This is a genomic window from Pseudomonas sp. B6(2017), from assembly GCF_002112765.1.
Lineage (GTDB): Bacteria > Pseudomonadota > Gammaproteobacteria > Pseudomonadales > Pseudomonadaceae > Aquipseudomonas > Aquipseudomonas piscis.
The window spans coordinates 183,522-205,365 of record NZ_NEIQ01000009.1; the positions used below are offsets into that span (position 1 = coordinate 183,522).

Sequence of the window (21,844 nt, forward strand, 5' to 3'; positions counted from 1 at the left end):
GGGGCCTTTTTCATTCCAGCATTCAAGCCACGCGCTCGTCCCCCGGGGTGCGCTCGAAGTAGCGCTTGTACTCGCGGCTGAATTGCGAGGTGCTCTGGTATCCCACCCTGTGGGCCACCTGGGCCACGCCCAGCCCCTCGCCCAGCAGCAATTGCTGGGCCTTGAGCAACCGCAAGCGCTTGAGGTACTGCACCGGCGACAACAAGGTGCTGCGCTTGAAATGCTCATGGAAGGTCGAAGTACTCATATTGGCGCAGCGAGCCAGGGTCTCGACGTTCAACGGCTCGGTGTAGTGCTGGTGCAAATGGTTGAGCGAGGCGGCGACCCGGGCGAAATGCCCCTGCTGCTCCACCAGTGCCCGCAAGGCTTCGGCCTGGGGTCCGCGCAAGGCAGCGAACAGCAGCTCACGGACCCGCGCCGCCCCCATGACCTTGCACTCCAGGGGATCGTGCAGGCAGCGCAACAAGCGCTCTACGCAACCGCGCATGCTGTCGTCGAGGACCACCGAGGTCATGGACTCCAGGGTCTGCGCCGCAGCTGCCGGCCCATCGCCGATGCCCATGGCCAGCACCAGCTCCCTGAGCATGGCGCGGTCGATACCGATGGAGATTCCCAGCAGCGGCGCGTTGGGCAAGGCGAAGGTTTCGCACTCGAACGGCACCGACAGCGCCTGGATCAGGTAATGCCCGGCGCCGTACTCCAGGGTCCGGGTGCCCAGGTAGGCCAGCTTGCTGCCCTGGACGATGATCATCAGGCTCGGCTCGTAGATCTGCGGTCCTCGGGCGACGTCACGACTGGCCCGCAGCACCTGGATCCCGGGCAAGGCAGTAGCGGCGAAGCCCTCGCGGCTGGCCAGGGGCTCGAGCAGCGCGACCAGGGGGGCATTGGCGTCCAGATGGCGGGTCAACAACATGTGGGCAAACTTCATGCAAGGGAGGGGATGCCAGCATCATCGCAGGTCCGTTGGCCAATGCCCCGTGAAAACCGTCGATGGCGGAGGAATAGGCATGACATGCCGAGGAATCGCCATGGTTGCCCGCAAGCCTCGCGCCGACAATGCGCCGCCTCACTTGTCAGCGCTTTGCGAGGTTCACCATGTACACCGCCATCGGTTATGCCGCCCAGTCGGCCACCACTCCCCTCGCCCCCATGAGCTTCCAGCGGCGCAGCCCGCGCCCGGACGACGTGGCCATCGAGATCCTCTACTGCGGCGTCTGCCACTCCGACATCCACCAGGCCCGCAACGAATGGGGCATCGCCGTGTACCCGCTGATGCCGGGCCATGAAATCATCGGCCGGGTCACCGCCGTCGGCTCCAGCGTCAACCTGCACAAGGTCGGCGACCTGGTCGGCGTCGGCTGCATGGTGGACTCCTGCCGCCAGTGCGAGGCCTGCGCCGCCAACCTGGAACAATACTGCCTGCAGGGTCCGACCTTGACCTACGCCTCGCCAGACCGGATCGATGGCAGCAACACCATGGGTGGCTACTCCGACAGCATCGTGGTCAGCGAGCATTTCGTGGTGCGCATCCCCGAGTCCCTGGACCCAGCCAGTGCCGCACCGATCCTCTGCGCCGGCATCACCACCTACTCGCCGCTCAAGCACTACGGCGTCAAGGCCGGGGACAAGGTGGGGATTCTCGGCATGGGCGGCCTGGGCCACATGGGCATCAAGTTCGCCAAGGCCCTGGGGGCCGAAGTGACCTTGTTCACCCGCTCGGCGAGCAAGGCCGAGGAAGCCCGGCAACAAGGCGCGGATCACGTGGTCGTGTCCACCGACCCGGCGCAGATGCAGGCCGCGGCCGGGCAGTTCGACTTCCTCCTGGACACCATCCCGGTGGCCCACGATCTCAATCCCTACCTCGATACCCTGCGCTTTGACGGCGTGCACATCCTGGTGGGCCTGATCGAACCGGTGGACCCGGCACTGCACGCCGGCAAGCTGGTGATGGGCCGTCGGGTGCTGGCCGGCTCGTTGATCGGCGGCATCGCAGAAACCCAGGAAGTGCTGGATTTCTGCGCCGAGCACGGCATCCGTTGCGACATCGAGATGCTGGATATCCGCCAGATCAACCAGGCCTACGAGCGCATGATCAAGGGCGACGTGAAATACCGCTTCGTGATCGACATGGCGACCCTCAAGGGCTGAGTCACCCTGAAGTGCGGCGCCAGCGACCCGGATCGCTGGCGCCCGCGCCTCAACCCCGGGCGAAGGCGCGCAGCACCTCGCCATCCATGCGGTACTTGACCCACTCCTCCTGGGGCTGAGCGCCCAGGGACTTGTAGAACTGGATCGCCGGTTCATTCCACTCCAGCACACTCCACTCGAAACGCCCGCAGTCGTTGTCGCAGGCGATCTGCGCCAGGTGCCGCAACAGTTGCTTGCCGGCCCCACCCCCACGCTGCTCGGGGGTGATGTAGAGATCCTCCAGGTACAGGCAGTTGCTGCCCAGCCAGGTGGAATAGCTGAAGAAGAACACCGCAAAACCGATCGGTACGCCGTCGCGCAGGCACATCAGGCCATGGGCCGTGGCGCCTTCGCTGAACAGGCTGCGCTCGATGTCGGCGACGCTGGCGATCACCTCGTGACGGGCTCGCTCGTAGTCGGCGAGTTCGGTGATGAACGCAAGGATCTGCAGGGCATCGCTGGGCAGCGCAGGACGAATTTCGACGGTCATCGGCGGGTCTCATGGCGGAATCAGGTCGGCCATATTAGAACGACAGCCGAAAGACATGCACGGGCATTTCTCCGCCATCGGCCATCCATGCTCCGTACCGGCCTTGCCCCCATCGACACTTATCACCACTGGCGCCAGCGGTTAGAGTGACGGCCCAACCGCCAACCGGAGCCTGCCCATGACTTTCGCGCCCCTGGAGTCCTTGGCCGCCAGCCTGCTGCCCCATGCCTTCGAGCCCCACGACGACGGTGCCCACGACCTGTCCCACCTGTATCGGGTGTGGAGCAACGTCCGGCGTATCGCCGCAGAGGAAGGCGGCGACCTGCGCCTGTTGCTGGCCGCGACCCTGCTCCATGACTGCGTGAACGTGGAAAAAAGCTCGCCGCTGCGCTCCCAGGCGTCACGGCTCTCGGCAGAGCGGGCGCGGCAGGTCCTGGCCGACTTGCACTGGAGCGCCAGCGATATCGAGGCCGTGGCCCATGCCATCGCCACCCACAGTTTTTCCGCAGGGCTGACGCCGACCACCCTGGAAGCGCGAATCCTCCAGGATGCCGATCGTCTCGACTCCCTGGGCGCGCTCGGCGTGGCTCGCACCTTCTATGTCTCGGGGCGCCTGGGGCGGGCCCTGTACGACCCGGCCGACCCACGCGCCAGCCATCGCGAACTGGATGACTCGCGCTTCACCCTGGACCACTTCCAAAGCAAGCTGCTGCACTTGGCCGAAGGTTTCCAGACCGCCGCCGGCAGCCGCCTGGCCCAGGTCCGGCATGAGCGCCTTGAACGCTTTCGCCAGGAGCTGCTGGAGGAAATCGGCCAATAGCGCCCGCTCTTACTCCGCCGCCGGCTAACCCTGAGGCAGCGAGGAATACAACCAACACCCGCGACCGTCATGCTAGAAAGCCCCGCATAACCACAAGCATAAAGAGGCGCCTGCATGTCCCCCTGTTCTATCCCGGCCACCCGCGTCCCCGGCCCGGTGTTCGGCTTGCTCTGCCTGGGCAGCTACCTGTTGTCGCTGTCCTATGGCTCGACCTTCCTCCTGGCGTTGCTGATCGGCAGCCACGGCGGCAACGAACAGGACGCCGGCCAAGTGATTGCCGTGGCGATGCTCAGCACTTTCGCCGCGGTGATCGGATCCGGCCACCTTTCGGACTGGCTCGGCGCCGCCCGCTCAGTGGCCTGGTTCGGCAGCCTGCTGGCCGTGGCCTGCCTGGGGTTCGCCCTGAGCCCGGGGGTTGGCCCGGTGCTGCTGGGGTTCGGCCTGCTCCTGGGGCTGGGCTGGGGGGTGTTCTATACCCTGGGCCCGATCATCGTCGCCATGCTGGTGGAGCCGGCCCACCGAGCCCGCTACTTCGCCCTGCTCTCGGGCAGCATGATGACCGGCATCGGCAGCGCGCCACTGCTGGGGCGCCTGGCCAGTGCCCTGGGCTATCCGTTGAGCAGCGCCTTTTTCATCGCTGCGGCAGCCAGCCTGCTGGGTGTGCTGATCTTCTGGAGGCTGGCTGGCCAGTTGCGCAACCAGGCCAACCACCTGCAGGCCACTGCGGCTCGAATCACCTGGAGTGGCAGTGCCCGCGTCCTCAGGTCCGGGGCGTCGCTGCCGATCCTGATGGTGGGCCTGGGCGGTTGCGTCTTCGGCGGCTTGTCGAGCTTCCAGACCAGCTATGGCCCCGCCCGAGGCGTGGACTACTCACTGTTCTTCATTGGTTTCATGAGCGCGGCCATCGCCAGCCGGATGCTGATTGCCGGCATCGTGGTCAAACGCGATCCGTACTGGGCCGCGTGCCTGTTGTCGGGATTGATGATGGTGTCGATCCTGCTGTTCCTGTCGGTGGTGGATAGCAGCGCCAGCTACCTGCTGGCCGCCATGGCACTGGGCATCGGCTATGGCCTGACCTACTCGGTGATCAACGGCCAGGCAGCCAATGAAGCGCCACCGGGCCACACCTCGCAGGCATTGCTGCTGTTCAGCCTGTCCTACTTCATTGGCGTATTCGGCTTCCCGTGGCTGGCCGGCAGGCTCATCGTCGGCTCTGGCATCCAGGCCCTGCTGTCCACCGTCCTGGCGATCGCCGTGCTGAACTGGCTGATCAGCCTCGGTCGCCTGGGCTGGCGGCAGCGCCAGCGACTCCAGGCCCGGGAGGCCTGACACCGTTCGTCGCGTCCCCGGCACCAACGCCCCATCCGGGCAGACCAATATCAGGTAGCGACTCTAACGAATGGAGGCGACATCATGATCAAGGTCCAACTCTCTGCCCTGGTCCTGGCCGGGCTGTTGTCCAGCGCGGCCATGGCCGGCTCCACCGGCCCCACCAACCCCGTGGAAGGCCCCAAGTCCCCGGCCACCCAAGGCTCACCGAAGATCAACATCAACCCGCCGACCATGGACGAGGGCTCGTTGCCACCAGCCACCGGCACCGATCCACGGATCCAGGGCAACGACAACGGCCGCCAGGGCGGCGCCGGCACCCTGGACTCCGGGACGCCGGATAACGGCAAGAGCGGTACCGGCTCCAAGACCACCACCGGCGGCTCGGGCTCCGAAGGCAGCAGTCAGTAACGGGCCATTCGCGCTGTCATCCAGCCAGTCCTGCTTGCCAGGATCGAAGAGGAAAGATGCCATGACTCGAGGAAGCAAAGCCAAGTACACCCTGGCCCAGCGCCGCAAGGCGGCGGCCATCGAGGCCAGCTATGAAGAACGCGGCCTGCCCCCGGAAGAGGCCGAAGCCAGGGCCTGGGCCACGGTCAACAAGCAGTCCGGCGGTGGCGAGCGGGCCGGAGGCTCCGGCAGGGACAAGCACCCGGCGGACAAGGCCCGGGCCCGCAGCGACTCAGCCCGGCGCGCAGCCGCGAGCCGCGAGGGCCATCCGCGTAACAGCAAGGCGTCGCTGTCCACCCAGAGCAAGGACAGCCTGCTCCAGGAAGCGCGGGTGAAGAACATTGCGGGACGCTCGCGGATGCGCAAGCAGGAGTTGATCGAGGCCCTGCGCAAGGCCGGCTGAAGCCTTCAACCGGCCCGCAGCAGCACATCCACCTCGGCGCTGCGAGGAGCGGTGGCCGGCTGGCCAGCTCGGTCTGGTTGCGCGGCGACGCTCTTGTGGGCTCAGCTGGTTGGCCGGGGCGACGCGTGGAGCCGAAGGACGCCGATCCTCGACAGCGTTGCATCCTTGCTCCGCCGTTCACGCTCCAGTTGCTCGATGCGCTTCTTCGCGGCCTTTTGCTCGTCGCGTTCGTGCCAGGTCTTGGCTCGCGACGCCGGACTATTGGCCGGTTCGCAGGCTTCACGCCAGGCCTTGACCTGCTCGACCTACAGGCTTTTGTGTCCGGCGCTTTCCAGCACCGCACAGCCCGCACTTCCGCCCACCGACCAAGACTCATCGAATCAACTCACACGACAACTACCCTGAGGCGGCGGGCATGCGTCGTCTGACTTTTCCAGATTATCGTTCTGATAGTTTGCCGCCGAGTGTTGCAATGCCCTGACTACCGCTTGCACAGCGGGACGCTGTTGCTGGGTTTTCCGATACATCAGATAAATACTGCGTACCAGCTTGGGCTCCAGCCGACGCACGACAATATCAGGATGCGGCTTGCGCGCGAATAACCCTGGAATAACGGATACGGAACCACTGGAAGCCACCATCGCTTCCACTGTCACGACGCTTTTGCAATAACCGTTCAAGTTGGGCTCGAAACCAACGCTCAAACAGCGTTCCCGCACGAATTGGGCAAACGAGTTAGAGGTGGACTCCAAGGCCCAGCTTTCATTTTTCAGCTCCGCCAAGCGGATGACACTCTTTGTGGCCAACGGGTGATCGCGGGGCAACCAGGCACGTACCTCGTCTTCCAACAAAAGTGTCTTTTGCAGACCTTTGTATTCATGCGCGGGCATGCCAACAAAACTATCGGTCAATGCGATATCCACCATCCACGAGTGCAACGCTTCCAGGCCTTCGTCCGCCCCGCGCTCCATGAAGACCACTTTCAGCAATGGATGGGCTTGTCGCAGGTCACGGATTACATGGGGTAGTAGAGCCGAGGCCACCGAAGGAAATGCAGCGATACGCACTTCTCCGGAGACGACATTTTTCCTTTCCTCTATGTCTGAACAAGCCTGATCCAGGGCTTCCAGGATTTGCTCTGCATGTCCGACCAAGGCGTGCCCGGCAGAAGTGAGCTGCACTCTGCGTCCTATGCGCTCCACCAGCGCGATACCAAAATCCTCCTCCAGTTGCGTGATCTGTTGCGAAACCGCCGAAGGCGTCAAATAAAGCGCGTCCGCCACCGCAGCCATGGTGGAGCGTATGGATAGCTCCCGCAGCGTACGCAGTCGATTCAAGTTCATGTGCACACCCAATAGTTAAGAAGAACTAATGAATAAAGAAAATAAAATTAAGCAGTTCTTCATAAAACTGCTTGCTATGATCCCCGCACAATAACAATTCAGTCACCATGGGAAGAAATAGACATGACCCTCACACTAAGACGCTTCGCCTTGCTCGCGGCCTTGTTCGCCTTGGGAGCTGGCAGCGCACAGGCGAACTCTGTTTTGGACAAGGTAAAAGAACGAGGCATCTTGCATTGCGGCACGGACAATTCCGCTCCGGGTTTTGGATTCCTCAATACCCGAACAGGAGAAATGGAAGGCCTCGAGGTCGATCTATGCCGCTCGGTGGCGGCAGCCGTCCTGGGCGACGCCACCAAGATCAAGTTCGTGGTGGTAACGGACAAGAGTCGATTCAGTGCCGTGCAGACCAATCAAGTGGATGTGGTGTTTGCCCGCACCACGCTCAAGCCTGGACGTGAGTCCGCCATTACCGTCGATTTTCTTCCGGTTTACTTTTACGACGGCACAGGCGTCATGGTGAAGGACAATGTGGTCTCCAGCGTGAAGGAGCTGGAGGGTGCTACCTGGTGCACAACGCAAGGCTCGAATACCGAACAAACCTTGGCCGCCTATATCAAAGCTAATAACTGGGGCAGCGACACAAAGATACTCACCTACGAGAATCTGGAACGCCTATTTTCCGCGCTCAACTCTGGGCGCTGTGTCGCCATCAGTACAGACCGCTCGGTATTGGCCACACTCAAAGCCAATGCCGCAGACCCAAGTTCCTATAACTTGTTGCCGGAAATCCTGAACAAATCTCCCTTTGCTGGCTTTACGGTGGTGAATGACTCTCGCTGGCGCAATGCCCTGCGCTGGATCATCTACGCCAGCTATCAAGCGGAAGAGTACGGCTTGACCGCTGACAAATTGGAATCCGCCAAAAACAGTCCCGACCCGTTCATACAGAAATTCCTGGGTACGAAGGGGAGCTTTGGTCCTGACTTTGGTCTGCCCGAGGACTTCGTCACCCAGATGATCAAGCAGGTCGGCAACTTCGGTCAGATATATGAACGCAACTTGGGTAAAGGCAGCCCCACCTTTATCGATCGTGAGAATTCGCTGAATCAGCTTTGGAACAAAGGAGGAGCTATTTATTCCCCGCCCTGGTCCTGATGAGCATCGCCATCACCATGCCTGACAAAGGACGATCTGCCCACAGGGCTCCGTCCACTGGAAGAATCGGGGACTCAATATGCAGCATTCGAGCAAGCTCTTATATGGTGGGCTAAAGCGCGGCCTCTTTGCCTTGCGCCAAGCCGGCATACTGTTAGTTGCGGCGATATTTTTATATTGGCTTTCTATTAGCGTCAGCAACAGCCTTGCCAAGAACGGCATAGGTTTCGATTTGGGTTTTTTAGGCCAGGCAGCTGGGTTTGACATCAGCGAAGGCTATACGCTGGATTGGCAAAGCGTGCTTCTTCCCCGGTTCGTGGATTTCGTTTCCAGCGATACCAACGTACAAGCGCTGATCACGGGCGGCATCAACACCCTCAAAACCGCCGTGATCGGGATTGCGTTGGCGACGATACTCGGGATTCTTGTCTGTATAGGCAGCTTGTCGCGCAACTGGTTGCTGCGCCAGATTTGCTTTCTATTTATCGAGTTTGTTCGTAACACACCGCCTCTGATTCAGCTGGTCTTCTGGTATTTCGCCGTCATCTTGCAACTGCCGGCATTGGCCAACAGTGGGCAATGGCTGGGGGCTCTGGCCAGCCGCCAGGGCATCTATCTACCCTCCATCACGATGCATACCGATGGCATGCCGGGCGTGCAGATAGGCTTGGCGATAGCGGCGTCGTGCTTGCTATGCGGCGTGATCAAGGCCTTCCGACCGCGACGCCACCTGTTCTTGAGCGCGGGGGTCATAGTCATGGTCGCCCTGCAGTCCTACGCGCAGCCGTTTGCGCTCAGCATTCCGGAAGCGAAACGTTTTTCTGTCTCAGGCGGAATGACCATCAGCCCCGAGCTGGCCGCGATGCTGTTGGGGCTCATTATTTACAAGTCGGCGTTCATTGCCGAGATCACCCGTGGCGCGTTGCAAGCCATCCCCAGGGGTCAATTTGAAGCGGCCCAGTCGCTCAGACTGAGCCATGGCCAGAGCTTGCGCGACGTGATCTTGCCGCAAGTCTACAGGGTCGTGCTGCCTGCCTTTGGCAATCAATACATCAGCCTGGCGAAAAACACATCGCTGGGCATCGCGATTGGCTTTCCGGATTTCTTCAACGTGTATGGAACGGTCGCGAACCAGTCGGGGCGCAGTCTTGAAGGCATGGTGGTTGTGGTGTTGGCCTATCTGTTGCTGAGCCTGTTCATCAGCGTGCTGATCAACATGGGTAATCGTCGTCTGCTCAAAACGGAGGCTCGTTCATGAATCCCACGATAGGCAGGTGGCTACGCATCAACCTGTTCAACTCCGTAAAAAACAGCTGCATCAGCATCGTGTTGACCGGTCTATGTGCTTATTTGGCGTACGCCCTGCTCCGTTGGGCCTTCTTGCAAGCCAACTGGGACGTCGTCGGCAATAGCATGCGGGTATTCATGGCAGGCACGTATCCGGCCGAGCTGTTGTGGCGCCCGTGGCTGAGCGCGCTGATTCTGGTTTTCTTGTCCGGCGCCAGCCTGGGCTTGGTGAGCCATTTGAAGTTGCGCAAAGGCCTGGCGCTGAGCGGCATCTTCCTGCTGGTGGCCCTGTTGAGCCCCAGTACTTTGCCCTCGACTTCTCAGTTGTGCTATTTGTTGCTCACCGCCACGCTGGCGTGCCTGCTTTCCAATCATGTTCCTGGCGTGCGCCGCCTGGTGCCGTGGTTATGGGTACTTGGCATGGTGGTGTTGTGCTGTCTCATGTCAGCCGCGGGCACCGAGCGTTGGGGAGGATTGCTGGTCAGTGTGCTCGTGACCATTGTTGCCGCCGCATTCAGCTTGCCATTGGGAATCTTGCTGGCGCTGGGCAAGTGCAGCAAACAACCCGGCATTCGGTGCTTGTGCACGGCTTACATAGAAACACTGCGAGCCATCCCATTGATCCTGGTTGTCTATAGCTTGTGGGTATTGACCCCACTGATACTGCCACAGTGGAATGTGCCGGACTTGGCGCGCGGCGTGCTCGGATTCACCTTATTTTTCGCCGCCTATGTGGCTGAGTATGTGCGCAGTGGCTTGCAAAGCGTTCCCGCCGGGCAAGTGGAAGCTGCCCAAGCGCTTGGCATGCGCCATTGGCAAATCAATGCCGACGTGGTGTTGCCACAAGCGCTGCGCGTCAGCACGCCGGCACTGATCGGCAACGTGCTGGATATTTTCAACAACATCCCGCTGCTTTTCATCATTGGCATGACGGACTTTCTGCGCGCAGGCCAGATGGTCTTGTTGAGCCCTCAAGCCGGCGGGCATACCTATGAAATCTACGCCTTCATGTTCGTGGTCTACATGGTGGTTGCCTCCATCATGACCTACGGCAGTCGCCGCCTGGAAGACGCGATGAACCGGGGCAGGCACGAAAACTAGATTGGAGCTTACGCATGAGCGAGATCATTCGTTTCCAAGGTCTGAATAAGTACTACGGCCAGCACCATGTGTTACGCGACATAAATCTGTCCGTGAAGCGCGGCGAAGTGCTGGTAATCATCGGAGCCAGCGGTTCAGGCAAATCGACATTGATTCGTTGCGTCAATGGCCTGGAGGCATTCCAGGCAGGCTCCTTGCTGGTGGACGGCAAAGCTCTGCCGGATGCGGACGAGCGGCTGTTGGGCGCGGAACGCCAGCTGGCGCTGGCACGAGAAAACGTGGGAATGGTATTTCAGCAGTTCAATCTCTTCCCACACATGAGCGCCCTGCAGAACATTGCGCTTGCGCCGATGCGGGTCTTGAAGCAAACGCAAGAACAGGCCCGGGCCAAAGCGCTGCAGCTCTTGAAGCGAGTCGGCTTGCAAGAGCACGCCCATAAATTCCCGAGCCAGCTGTCCGGGGGGCAACAACAACGGGTGGCTATTGCGCGCTCCCTGGCCATGACGCCCGACATCATGCTCTTTGACGAACCTACATCCGCCCTGGACCCGGAAATGGTAGGCGAGGTACTGGATGTCATGCGTGAGCTTGCCCGAGACGGAATGACCATGCTGATTGTCACGCACGAAATGGGGTTTGCACGAGAAGTGGCGGACCGGGTGATCTATATCGACCGCGGTACCATCCTGGAGGATCGCGACCCCACGGGAATCTTCGACGATCCGCAGCACGAACGTACTCGCGCCTTTCTATCCCGCGTGCTTAGCCACTAGTCTTTCCGAGCCAGCAAAAACATCATGACAGATAATCTTTCATCGACTCCATACGCCGCTCTGGAGTTGGCGCGTAGCTTCGAGTCTCGAATGGCCAGAGGCATACAGCTTTATGCAGGGTCGTGCATGCTGTCTCCCCGTGTACATGAAGCGTTGAACAACACCATGGGGGTGATGCCCGCGATGGGCGAAGCGCATCACAAGCAGCAGCCGGGCACCGGTGAAATTTCTCAGCTTGAAGAGTTGGTGAACAAGCAGTTGATGGACCTGTTTGATAGCCGTTGGGCTGAAGCCAGACTGCAAAGCTGCACCTATGCTAATGCAGCGGTGTATGCCGCCTTCTCGAAACCTGGTGAGACGATTGCGACTATCAGTTCAGAGCATGGCGGACATATCAGCCATCACGAGCAAGGCACCCTGGGCGTCCTCAGCAGACGTCAGTTGCCGTTGCTGTTCAGCAATGGCGTGTACGATGACCTTGCCAGTGCCGAGCTGATACGCATGCATCGACCCCGCATCATCATGCTTGGGGGAAGCGTCACCCTGGCTCCTTATGACACTCAGGAAACCGTTTTGGCGGCTCAAGAAACGGGAGCCTTGCTGGTGTATGACGCGTCTCACGTGGCCGGTTTGATTGCCGCGGGTCTATATCAAAACCCGATGCATCTGGGCTTTGACATCATGACCAGCTCCACCTACAAGACCCTGTCGGCCCCTCCTGGCGGATTGTTATTGGGCCGCCATGACAAACACCTTCGTAAACTGAAGCAATACCTGGTGGGCGGCTGGACCTCCAATTACGATGCCGGCCGATTGACGGGAATATCCGTGGCGCTGGACGAAGCAAAGCTGCATATGCGCCAGTACATGGGCGATATGTTGCACCACGTGAACTACCTGTACGAGGCGTTGCGAAAGCTAGGAGTCGATGTCATCGGCAGCTTGCAAACAGGCCACTCTCGGCCCAGTTCACATCAACTGGTCATACGCACCGGCAGTGCTGAGCAAGCGACGGCATTGAGCAAACGAGCAGAGCGGCTGGGTATTTATGCGGGGACCGCCCGCATTCCTAACCAGGCTCAGGCAGGAGGCTGGCGTCTCGGTGCGCAAGTCATCACGCGTCAAGGCATCACAGAATCTGGATTGGATCGTTTGGCGTGGTGCCTGCACGGCCTAATCAACGAAGCGCCGGAAGCGGAAATCGCCGCTGAAGTGCAAAGTCTGGCGGCAGAGCTTCATCACTGTATGTACTGGTAGGCGGGTCTCCCGTTACGGCCCGCAGCGACTCAGCCCGGCGCGCAGCCGCGAGCCGCGAGGGCCATCCGCGTAACAGCAAGGCGTCGCTGTCCACCCAGAGCAAGGACAGCCTGCTCCAGGAAGCGCGAGTGAAGAACATTGCGGGACGCTCGCGGATGCGCAAGCAGGAGTTGATCGAGGCCCTGCGCAAGGCCGGCTGAAGCCTTCAACCGGCCCGCAGCAGCACATCCACCTCGGCGCTGCGAGGAGCGGTGGCCGGCCCCCGGCGCGTCACCGCCAGGGCCGCCGCCGCATTGGCCCGGCGTGCGGCGGCCAGGGGTGCGAGACCAGCGGCCAGCGCGGCGATGAACACCCCGGCGTGGGCATCCCCGGCACCGTTGCTGTCCACCGCCTCGACTGCGAATCCAGGTACCCGCACCGCCTCGCCCTGCTGGTTGAGCCAGCAGCCCTGGGCACCGTCGCGCAGCACCATCAATGCCTCGCGGGCCAGTTGCGGGGCCAGCCGCAGCATGGCCTCGGCGATGTCCTGGCTAGCGGTGAACTGCAGGGCCTCGGCGCGATTGCTGCTCCAGATATTCACCCGGGGCAGCAAGGCCGCCAGCAGCGCCGGTTCCACCAAAGCCAGTAGCGGCCCCGGGTCGAACATCAGCGGCAGCGTGGCCGGTAGCTCCAGCAACCAGTCGAGCAGGGCCTGGGCCTTGTGCGCCTGCAACAGGCTATAGCCACTGACGTACAAGTAGTCTGTGGCTGTCACTGTTACCTGGGCCAGGTCCTCGGCGGACAGCTCGCCCTCGGCGCCGATATGGGAAATGAAGGTGCGTTCGGCACTGTCATCGGTCAGCGCCACGCACACACCAGTGTCGGCACCGGGACTGCAAGCCAGGCTCAGGCGAATGCCTTCGGCCTGCATCGCCGCGCGTACCAGGTCGCCGAAGCGACCCTGGCCATGACGGCCGAGATAGACCACCGGCATACCGCTGCGCGCCGCCGCCGCCATGACATTGAAACCGCCACCGGCCTCGAAGTTCGCCGACCTGGCCAGCACATCGCCGCCTGGTGACGGCAGGCCGGGCACGTCCATGACCAGGTCGACGATGGCCTGGCCGCTGTGCAGCAACCTAGGCATTGGCCTGCTCGATGAAAGCGGCTCGTCGATCGCGAGCCCCGCCCAGGAGCCCATAACCGCCACCGGCGACCAGGAAGGTGATGACCCAGCCCAGGCCGTTCTGGCCCAGCCAGGAATCAGCCAGCGGCCCGGTGAACCAGACATCCTCGGCGGTGGTGCCGATGCTGGTGAAGCAGAACCCCAGGACGATGGCCAGCACCCAGGCGCCAAACGCCCGCCACTCGATGCCGCCCTGGTACCAGTAGGCACTGGTGGGGCTGACATCCAGCAAGTCGGCGGCGCTGTAGTAGTGACGGTGGACCAGATCCATCACGAAGATCCCCACCCAGGCGGTGATGGGTACCGCCAACAGGGAAATGAAACTGATGAAGGGGCCATAGAAGCTGTCGGCGATCAGCATGAAATAGATCGAGCCGATGAAGATCGCCACGATGTCCACCAGCACCGCATAGACACGCTTGACCTTGAGGCCCAGGGTCAGGGCGGTGAGGCCGGCGGAATACACCGACAGGTTGTTGGACAGCAGCAACCCGCCAAAGGCGGCGACCAGGTATGGCACCGCCATCCAGGTCGGCAGCATGTCACGGATGGCGATGATCGGATCCACCGCCGACGCCAGGTGGTCATTGCCCACCGATAGCAACCCGCCCAGGGTGATCAGCAGCACCAGCGGGATGCCGGCGCCAAAGGCCGCCGAGGCCACCAGGCGGCCGGCAGTGACCGAGCGCTGTTGGTAGCGCGACATGTCCGCGCCGGAGCTGGCCCAGCCGATCCCGGTGCCGGCGGCCATGGTGCCAATGCCGATGATCATCGCGCTCATGGGCGCCGGCGAGGCGTTGAACACCGCCGTCCAGTCGATGGTGGCACAGAGAAAACCGCCCACCAGCACGTTCAACGCACCGAAGCCGTAGGTCGCCCACTTCTGGATCAGCAGCAAGGTGGCATGGCCCAGGCCGGACACGCTCAGGGTCAGCAGGACGAAGATGGCAATGAACAGCAAGGTCAGCAGCGGTGCGTCCTTGGCCGAGGCCGGGGTCTGGAAGAGGATCGAGCTCAGGGACAGCAGGACGAAGGCCGCGGTGGTGGTATTGACCGTTTCCCAGCCCACCCGGGACAGCATCGACACCAGGGTCGGGCCGATGTTGCCACGCACACCGAAGATGGCCCGGGACAGGGTCAGGCTTGGCGCCCGTCCCCGCCGGCCGGCCACGGAGATGAGGCCGACCACCGCGAACGACCCCACCGACCCGAGGATCGCCACCAACAGCACCTGCCAGATCGACAACCCGCGAAAAGCCACCAGCGTCGCCCCCAGGGGCAAGCCCAGGATGCTGATGTTGGCCGCGAACCAGACCCAGAACAGTTGCAGCGGATGACCGTTGCACTCCGCCTCGGGAACCGGCTCGATACCCCGGGTCTCCAGTTGCCCGGCACCCTGCCCGCCTGTCGATGAACTCATGTTTGACGCTCCTTGCCATTGTTGTGGTGTCAGGCGATTTCGGAAGTCGTTGAACGTCCCGGCATTCCCGGCCATATCCGGCGCCTGCGTGGTCTGGCAGGCACCGGGCTTTCCCTGACGATCGGCAGCTTGCCGACGATGCAGCAACAAGCCCGGCGACTCAGCGCAGGGCCAGCAGTTGTTCTACCAGAGGCTGCAGGTCCAGCCCATTGACTTGCCGCAACAGGGCGATCAGCTCGCCAGGCCAGCACTGCAAGCCCTGGCAGGCACCGAGCATGGCGCCCAGGATGGCCGCGATGGTATCGGTATCGCCGCCCAGGCTGGCCGCCATGCACAGGGCCTCGAACGGCTCCAACCGGCCCTGCGCCACTTGCCCGGCCAGGGCGAAGCTGGCCACCACCGACTCTTGGGAAGCCACCGAGGTACCGACCAGTTCATACAGGGTCTGGGCGAATCCGGCCTTGTCGCCAGCCACCCCCAGGGTCGCGGCCCATTGCAGCCGGGCCGCCATGCTCGCGCCGGCCACCCAGTGCCCCTGCACCTCGGCCTGGTTGGCGATCTGCCGGCCCAGGGCCAGGGCGTCGCCCAGGGACGCACCATTGATACCAGCGGAGACCACTGCCGCTACAGCGGCGGCACTGGCGATGCCCAGGCTGGTGTTGTGGGTCACCTGGCAGGCCTGGACCACCGCCCGGATGAATGCCTCGGGCGCCGCCACGTCGCTGGCGATGCCCACCGGGGTGATCCGCATGGCCGCGCCATTGGTGGTGCCGTAGCGCCCCGCCTCCTCCACCGAGTGGCCGGCGAGGATCATTTCGATAGCGTGCTTGGTGGAAGGGCCGAGCAGGTCCTGGGAGCCCCTGGCCTGCATCGCCGCTTCCCAGTCGATCAGGCTCTGGGCCAGCTCCTGGGGGGCGATCCGCCCGTGGCCGCGGACCAGCAACTGGCCGACCAGGATGGCTTGCTCGGTGTCGTCGGTGATCGAGCCCCTGGGCATGTTGGCGGCGATCGGCTGGTCCGGGCCGGCGTCCTCCAGGGTATGGATGGTCCCGAAGCGCTGCAGGATCTGCTCACGACTCAGGGATTGGGTGGGCATGCCCAGGGCGTCGCCCAGGGCCAGTCCATAAAAAGCGCCAAGTGCCCGCTGCAGCGGGCTCACTGGGACTCTCCAAATTGCAGGTGCATGCGGAAATGCTGCGGATCCAGCAGGCTCTCGACCTGCTCCATGAAACGCCCCTGGCGGTCGTAAGTCGTGCGCAGGGCCTTGAGGAACACCTCTCCAGTGGCCCGCCCCAGCAGTTCGGCATCTTCGACGCTCAGCGGCTCGGCGCCGATCCACTGGTCGCCACGCTCGCCGATATAGCCGTAGGCAGCCAGGGTTATGGTCAGGGAATCATCGATCAGGCCGACCCGGGGCAGGCCTTCCAGTCCGCCGGATGCGGGGATCAGCGAACGCTCCAGGGACAATACCCGGCCATCGGTGCTGCGCCGGCGCCGATCCAGGGCGATGAACTGATCGGTACCCAGGCGATGCTTGAGATCCGGGCGGCAGATCGCCTCCAGGCGCAGCACCTCGGTATTGATCAGCGCCCCGCTGTCGGCCAGCGCCTGGGCCCAACCGTGGTTCTGGTCCAGGGCGACACCATCGAAGGTGACGATGGAACCGACCCCGCTTTGCGTGGCGATGTAGTTGCGACGCTTGAGCTCGGCCAGGGCCTCGCGCAAGGTGCCGCGACTGACACCGAATTCCTCGGCCAGGCGATGCTCGCCCGGCAGTTGAGAGCCGTCTTCCATCAGACCGCTTTCAATGCGCCGGATCAGTTCGTCGACCACCCTTTTTTTCTTATCGAATCGGACATGTTTGATCATGTCCGGCTTGATACATGAAACGTCCGAGGAAGAGCAAGAAATATCTTCTTACAACAGTTCGAAACGTCCCGAGGCGACCGGGCGGCTTGCGCCCGTTCATTTCCCGGCGAGCCTGCAACGGCTGGCAACCTGGAACGGATCCCGGAGGGCTAGGGCTCCTGGCCGATGGGGAAGAACACTCCGTCGCTCCACACCCCGAGCCAGCTCTGGCCATCGAGGATGCGGGTCTGCGCCAGGTCCACCAACTGGTAGAAGACGTTGCGGTGGATCAGCGCCTCCAGATTGTGTCGAACCAGGATATATGGCGCCGGCTCCTGGGTCCGGGGATCGATGGCCACCCGCAGCGGGTGCTGGTTGCCGGCACACACCTGTTCATCGACATTGGTGGCAAAGCGCAGCACCTGGTCTTCACCCTGCCCTTGCACCTGGAGGGTCACGGCGACGAAGGGCGCATCGTCGACCTTGATCCCCACCTTCTCCACCGGAGTGACGAGGAAATAGTCGTCGCCATCGCGGCGGATGATGGTGGAGAACAACTTGACCATGGGCTTGCGGCCGATGGGAGTGCCCAGGTAGTACCAGGTGCCGTCGCGGGCGATACGCATGTCGATATCGCCGCAGAAATCGGGGTTCCATGAATGGACCGGTGGCAGGCCTTTTTCGGCCTTGGGAATCTGCGCCAGCAGATCATTGGCTTTGCCTGGACCACTCATGCCACCCTCCTCGTCAATCAGTCGCTCAGACCCAACAGGCTACGAGCGTATTGCTGCAAGGGCGGGCCGAGCAAGTCTTGTGGCTTGTTATCGTGGAACGTCAGTAAACCGCCGCGACTGCGAATCCGCGCCGAATCGATCAGATACTGGGTGCTGGTTTCGATCAACATGATCTGGATGGTGCTGGTGTCGATGCCAAGACGGTCCACTGCTTCCTGGTCCAGCCACTCATCGGAGTTGCCGATGCGATCGTCGGCCTTGGCGAAACGCGCATAGAGCAGGTAGTGCGCACCCTGGCTGCGGGCCTCGGCCATGGCCTCGTTGAGACCTTCCGGAGCGCGAGCCCGGCGAACCATGGGGAAATACTCGACGAAACCGTTGAAAGCCTCTTCGGCCACTACGTTGGGCCGTGGATAGGCATTGCCAGGCGGCACGAAATGCCCCTGGGCGATGAAAATGTACGAATCAGGCTGAATGCGGAACGAGCTGGTGCGACGGGTATCGCTGTGATCGAGCACACCCGCGTCGCTCAGGTGGTAGCGCACCCCTTCGCCCATATCACTGACATTCATGCAGCCGCCGAGCGCCAAAAAGGCCAGCAGCAAAACCAGGCTACGCATCCTACCCCTCCAAGATCCGGTGACGGAAAACCGGCGAATGGCCACGAGATGCAGCTTCCGCGCCAGCTCCGCACTTGCAGGGCAGCGTTTGCGCAAGAGGATCAACCTCCGATGATCTTCATCACCGTGGCACCACCTGAGAAGGCCACATCCTGCTTGTCGCCCAGGGCCTTGACCAGCAGCCGTTGCAAGGCTGGCAGGGCCTGGTGCCGTGGCTTGTCCAGCAGGTCGCCGACATAGTGGCGATTGCTCGACGACAGGCAACCGTGCAACCAGCCGGTGGACGACAGCCGCAGGCGCGAGCAGGTCCGGCAGAACGGCACGCTTTCGTTGGCGATCACGCCGAAGTGGCCAAGGCCGGGAATCTGGTAGCGCACGGCCGTGGCATCCACCGGCGCGTCGGCCTGGAGGTACTCGTAGCGCTGGCCGATCAGGTCCAGCAATTGCCGCAGGCTGACGAATTGCTGCAGGAAGGCGTTGTTGTCGCTGGCCAGGTGGCCCATGCGCATCAACTCGATGAAGCGCAGCTCATACCCCTGCTCGAGGCAGTAATCGAGCAACGGCATGACCTGGTCCAGGTTCTGCCCGCGCAACGGCACCATGTTGACCTTGATCTTCAATCCCGCGGCCCGCGCCTGCCCCAGGCCGTCGAGCACCGTGGCCAGGTCGCCGCCACGGGCGATACCGCGAAAGGCCGCGGCGTCCAGGGTGTCGAGGGAAACGTTGATACGGCGGATACCGGCATCCACCAGCAGCGGCAGCTTGCGGGCCAGTAGCTGGCCATTGGTGGTCAGGCTGATGTCTTCCAGGCCCATGCGCCCCACCGCGCCCATGAAGGCTTCCAGCTTGGGACTGACCAGGGGTTCGCCACCGGTGATACGCAGGCGCTCGATGCCCGCCGCCTCGATCAGGTAGGCCACGCCGCGGGCCATCGCCTCGGCCGACAACTCGTCCCGGGCGGCCACCAGCCGCTTGCCGTTGGGCACGCAGTAGGTACAGGCGTAATTGCAGGCTGACGTCAGGCTGATCCGCAGATTGCGAAAGCGCCTGCCTTGACGGTCAACGATCATGGATGACTCCGGCGAAGGAAGGGAAAGGCGCGCAAAACCTGACTCAAAAATCAGGTTTTGACAAGTCCCATGCCTGAGTATATTCCTCGGGCACTGCGCCATACAGGTCCTGATGGCGCAATCCCAAGGCGGGCGGGCTCAGCTGCCGGAGGTGTCGGGGTCGCGCTTGCGCTTGTTGCCCATGCGCACGCCGATGTCCATCAGGAACTGGAAGAAGCCTTCCTGGTCCTCCAGGACATTGCTCCAGAACGGCGAGTGATACAGCGCCACCGCGCCATGGACCAAGGCCCAGGAAGCGCAGTAGTGGAAGTACGGCGGTACGTCTTCCAGCTTGCCTTCGCTGATGCGGCCCTTGATCAGCAGGGTCAGGCGCTCGAAGTTGGAAGCACGGATCTTGTGCAGCTCCTCGACCATCTCCGGTACCTGGTTGCCCTTGACCACCTTTTCTTCCAGGCGGTCGAACAGCCGATAGCGCTGCGGGTCACGCATGCGGAACTCGAAGTAGGCCCGGGACAGGGCTTCCTTGTCCTTGTCGACATCGGCAGAGTGCAGCAACTCGTTCAGGTCACGCTCGTAATCGAGCATCAGGCGCAGGTAGATCTCCGCCTTGGACTTGAAATGCTTGTAGATGGTCCCTTTGCCGATACCCACTGCATCCGCAATCATCTCGACAGTGACGCTGTCTTCACCTTGTTCGAGGAACAGCTTGAGCGCGGTATCGAGAATTTCTTGCTCGCGGCGGCGAAACTCACGGACCTTACGAGGTTCTTTCTGCATAAGAAAAGATCTGTTCGGGGTCAAAATCGAAGCCGCGTATTATGCCTAACTTGCGCCAAAATGCACGGATCATCCATCGTTGCTGCTGCTTCAGGCATAAAACCCAACTCACCGCCAGCGCCCCGGGAGGCCTGGAAAAGCCGGTATAGGCCATGAATACGGGGTCGGCAACCGGTTCCAGGAAAAAACACCAGGCAACTCCAAGCCCCGGAACAGACCACCAAGCCCCAGTTCCCCCGCAACGGGAACCGCCACCCCCTGGCCAGGGCTGGTCCTTGACGAAAACCAGGCAACGAGTCGCGTTCTCAATCAGCCACGACAGCATGCCCTGCCCTGGCCACAAGCCGACTACATCAACAGCATCGATGCCCAACAGGGGAACAGCCTATGCCCAGTGATGCTCAAGACAAAAGGCGAGGAGGGATTATTTCGTGGAAAACCGAGGGATATCCAGCAAATTTCGGCAAATTATCGAGCAAGATCCGGCTTGCGCCAAAAGTGAGAACTCAAGCGAAGCGCCCGTATTCCAAATTTGTTTAAGAAACGGACAAGGCAAACTGGACTGAACCCGATCCTGATCAATACTTGAACTGTCGGCGGGACATCTCCCCCAAGTGAAACGCCGATCTAGGTGCCGAAGGACCGCGCGCCTAAGTTTTACTCCTAATGGTCTTAACCCGGATTCACCCCCCAGAACCCGGGTTTTTTTTGCCTGGAATTCCTCCAGGCCAGGCCAGGATCAGGCCTGCTCCTTGACCCGCGCCAGGGGGAACAGCCGCTTGAAGTTCGCCGTGGTCTGTGCGGCAAAGGCCTCGTAGGACTCGCCGCGCAACATCGCCAGGAACTCCGCCACTTCACGCACGTACTGCGGCAGGTTGGGTTTGCCGCGATAGGGAATCGGCGCCAGGTAGGGGGAATCGGTTTCCACCAGCAGCCGATCGGCCGGTACTTGCCGGGCCACATCACGCAAGGCGTCGGCATTGCGAAAGGTGACGATCCCCGACAGGGAAATATAGAACCCCAGGTCCAGGGCCGCCTTGGCCATGTCCCAGTCCTCGGTGAAGCAGTGCAAGACCCCGGCATTGGGTAGCGCCGCTTCACGCAGCAAGGCCAGGGTATCGGCCCGCGCGCCACGGGTATGCACCACCACCGGCTTGCCGGTCTGCCGGGCCGCCTGCAGATGCAGGCGGAAGGACGCCTGCTGCAGCTCGGCCGCCTCGGGCTCGTAGTGATAGTCCAGGCCGGTCTCGCCGATGGCCACCACCCCTGGATGGTTCAGTTCGTCCAGCAGCCAGTCCAGCGCCGGCGCGGCCCCAGGCTGCACATCCAAAGGGTGCACCCCCACCGAACAGTCGACATCGTCATAACGATCGGCCAGGGCCCTCACGTCCGCGGCATTGTCGGCGCTGACGCCGATGCACAGGAAGTGTCCGACGCCGCGCTCGCGGGCCGCCGCCAGCGCGGCATCCAGGGAGCCGTCATGGGCGGCCAGGTCGAGGCGATCAAGGTGGCAATGGGAATCTACGAGCATAGGGGCGACAACTTGCATCCGATAAATGAAAAGGCCGGATGACTGCATCCGACCAGGGAAAGAACTGATTCTAGGCGCCGG

The 21,844-nt window shown here is 62.2% G+C and carries 22 protein-coding genes and 1 pseudogene; 11 read left to right on the plus strand and 12 right to left on the minus strand.

What is annotated here, in order from left to right; translation table 11 throughout:
- Positions 1–22: 22 nt before the first annotated feature.
- Entirely contained in the window at positions 23–913 is an 891-nt protein-coding gene (locus tag CAG11_RS17150; protein ID WP_085597172.1) for an AraC family transcriptional regulator, read from the minus strand.
- A 182-nt stretch (positions 914–1,095) separates the two neighbouring features.
- Here CAG11_RS17150 and CAG11_RS17155 point away from each other — a divergent pair, with 182 nt between their 5' ends.
- A complete protein-coding gene (locus CAG11_RS17155) occupies positions 1,096–2,148 on the plus strand; it encodes an NAD(P)-dependent alcohol dehydrogenase (RefSeq protein WP_085597173.1) in 1,053 nt (350 codons plus the stop codon).
- Between the two features lie 49 nt (positions 2,149–2,197).
- Here the strand turns inward: CAG11_RS17155 and CAG11_RS17160 are convergent, their stop codons facing one another.
- Positions 2,198–2,677, minus strand: a complete 480-nt coding sequence (locus CAG11_RS17160) for a GNAT family N-acetyltransferase (RefSeq protein WP_022643191.1) — start codon at positions 2,675–2,677, stop codon at positions 2,198–2,200.
- Positions 2,678–2,855: 178 nt separating this feature from the next.
- On the opposite strand from CAG11_RS17160, the gene CAG11_RS17165 reads away from it, so the two are divergent.
- From CAG11_RS17165 to CAG11_RS17180, 4 genes are all read left to right on the plus strand, one after another.
- Positions 2,856–3,497 carry an HD domain-containing protein gene (locus CAG11_RS17165; RefSeq protein ID WP_085597174.1) on the plus strand — a complete coding sequence of 214 codons (642 nt, stop codon included), beginning with the start codon at positions 2,856–2,858 and terminating at the stop codon, positions 3,495–3,497.
- Positions 3,498–3,611: 114 nt separating this feature from the next.
- The gene (locus tag CAG11_RS17170; RefSeq protein ID WP_085597175.1) at positions 3,612–4,826 is read left to right on the plus strand and encodes a sugar MFS transporter; all 1,215 of its coding nucleotides are present in this window, start codon (positions 3,612–3,614) and stop codon (positions 4,824–4,826) included.
- 84 nt (positions 4,827–4,910) lie between these two features.
- Entirely contained in the window at positions 4,911–5,237 is a 327-nt protein-coding gene (locus tag CAG11_RS17175) for a hypothetical protein (protein WP_085597176.1), read from the plus strand.
- Positions 5,238–5,298: 61 nt separating this feature from the next.
- Positions 5,299–5,679, plus strand: a complete 381-nt coding sequence (locus tag CAG11_RS17180; protein ID WP_085597177.1) for a Rho termination factor N-terminal domain-containing protein — start codon at positions 5,299–5,301, stop codon at positions 5,677–5,679.
- A gap of 380 nt (positions 5,680–6,059) precedes the next feature.
- On the opposite strand, the gene CAG11_RS17185 is transcribed toward CAG11_RS17180, so the two are convergent.
- Positions 6,060–7,022 carry a LysR substrate-binding domain-containing protein gene (locus tag CAG11_RS17185; RefSeq protein WP_085597178.1) on the minus strand — a complete coding sequence of 321 codons (963 nt, stop codon included), beginning with the start codon at positions 7,020–7,022 and terminating at the stop codon, positions 6,060–6,062.
- A gap of 123 nt (positions 7,023–7,145) precedes the next feature.
- On the opposite strand from CAG11_RS17185, the gene CAG11_RS17190 reads away from it, so the two are divergent.
- From CAG11_RS17190 to CAG11_RS17215, 6 genes and pseudogenes are all read left to right on the plus strand, one after another.
- Positions 7,146–8,180, plus strand: coding sequence for a transporter substrate-binding domain-containing protein (locus CAG11_RS17190; protein ID WP_085597179.1), 1,035 nt, complete (start codon positions 7,146–7,148; stop codon positions 8,178–8,180).
- A gap of 79 nt (positions 8,181–8,259) precedes the next feature.
- Positions 8,260–9,438: an ABC transporter permease subunit gene (locus CAG11_RS17195; RefSeq protein ID WP_085597180.1), complete on the plus strand. Its 1,179-nt coding sequence runs from the start codon at positions 8,260–8,262 to the stop codon at positions 9,436–9,438.
- Positions 9,435–10,568: an amino acid ABC transporter permease gene (locus tag CAG11_RS17200; protein ID WP_085597181.1), complete on the plus strand. Its 1,134-nt coding sequence runs from the start codon at positions 9,435–9,437 to the stop codon at positions 10,566–10,568. The genes CAG11_RS17195 and CAG11_RS17200 overlap by 4 nt, the downstream gene beginning before the upstream one ends.
- A 14-nt stretch (positions 10,569–10,582) precedes the next feature.
- A complete protein-coding gene (locus CAG11_RS17205; RefSeq protein WP_085597182.1) occupies positions 10,583–11,341 on the plus strand; it encodes an amino acid ABC transporter ATP-binding protein in 759 nt (252 codons plus the stop codon).
- Between the two features lie 90 nt (positions 11,342–11,431).
- Complete coding sequence (locus tag CAG11_RS17210) at positions 11,432–12,598, plus strand: beta-eliminating lyase-related protein (RefSeq protein WP_256578528.1); 1,167 nt, start codon at positions 11,432–11,434, stop codon at positions 12,596–12,598.
- 17 nt (positions 12,599–12,615) lie between these two features.
- A pseudogene (locus tag CAG11_RS17215) lies at positions 12,616–12,798 on the plus strand (Rho termination factor N-terminal domain-containing protein); the annotation flags it as partial.
- Positions 12,799–12,803: 5 nt separating this feature from the next.
- Here the strand turns inward: CAG11_RS17215 and CAG11_RS17220 are convergent.
- From CAG11_RS17220 to CAG11_RS17260, 9 genes are all read right to left on the minus strand, one after another.
- The gene (locus tag CAG11_RS17220) at positions 12,804–13,724 is read right to left on the minus strand and encodes a PfkB family carbohydrate kinase (protein WP_085597184.1); all 921 of its coding nucleotides are present in this window, start codon (positions 13,722–13,724) and stop codon (positions 12,804–12,806) included.
- Entirely contained in the window at positions 13,717–15,183 is a 1,467-nt protein-coding gene (locus CAG11_RS17225) for a cytosine permease (protein WP_085597185.1), read from the minus strand. Before CAG11_RS17225 ends, CAG11_RS17220 begins: the two co-directional genes overlap by 8 nt.
- Positions 15,184–15,343: 160 nt before the next feature.
- A complete protein-coding gene (locus tag CAG11_RS17230; protein WP_085597186.1) occupies positions 15,344–16,342 on the minus strand; it encodes an ADP-ribosylglycohydrolase family protein in 999 nt (332 codons plus the stop codon).
- Positions 16,339–17,052, minus strand: coding sequence for a GntR family transcriptional regulator (locus tag CAG11_RS17235; protein ID WP_031321263.1), 714 nt, complete (start codon positions 17,050–17,052; stop codon positions 16,339–16,341). The genes CAG11_RS17230 and CAG11_RS17235 overlap by 4 nt, the downstream gene beginning before the upstream one ends.
- 149 nt (positions 17,053–17,201) lie before the next feature.
- Complete coding sequence (locus CAG11_RS17240) at positions 17,202–17,765, minus strand: DUF1285 domain-containing protein (protein ID WP_085597187.1); 564 nt, start codon at positions 17,763–17,765, stop codon at positions 17,202–17,204.
- A gap of 17 nt (positions 17,766–17,782) precedes the next feature.
- A complete protein-coding gene (locus CAG11_RS17245; protein ID WP_022643181.1) occupies positions 17,783–18,385 on the minus strand; it encodes a DUF4823 domain-containing protein in 603 nt (200 codons plus the stop codon).
- A gap of 101 nt (positions 18,386–18,486) precedes the next feature.
- Positions 18,487–19,455: a GTP 3',8-cyclase MoaA gene (locus tag CAG11_RS17250; RefSeq protein WP_085597188.1), complete on the minus strand. Its 969-nt coding sequence runs from the start codon at positions 19,453–19,455 to the stop codon at positions 18,487–18,489.
- A gap of 138 nt (positions 19,456–19,593) precedes the next feature.
- Entirely contained in the window at positions 19,594–20,232 is a 639-nt protein-coding gene (locus CAG11_RS17255) for a TetR/AcrR family transcriptional regulator (protein ID WP_085597189.1), read from the minus strand.
- Between the two features lie 739 nt (positions 20,233–20,971).
- A complete protein-coding gene (locus CAG11_RS17260; protein ID WP_085597190.1) occupies positions 20,972–21,763 on the minus strand; it encodes a TatD family hydrolase in 792 nt (263 codons plus the stop codon).
- Positions 21,764–21,844: the final 81 nt, after the last annotated feature.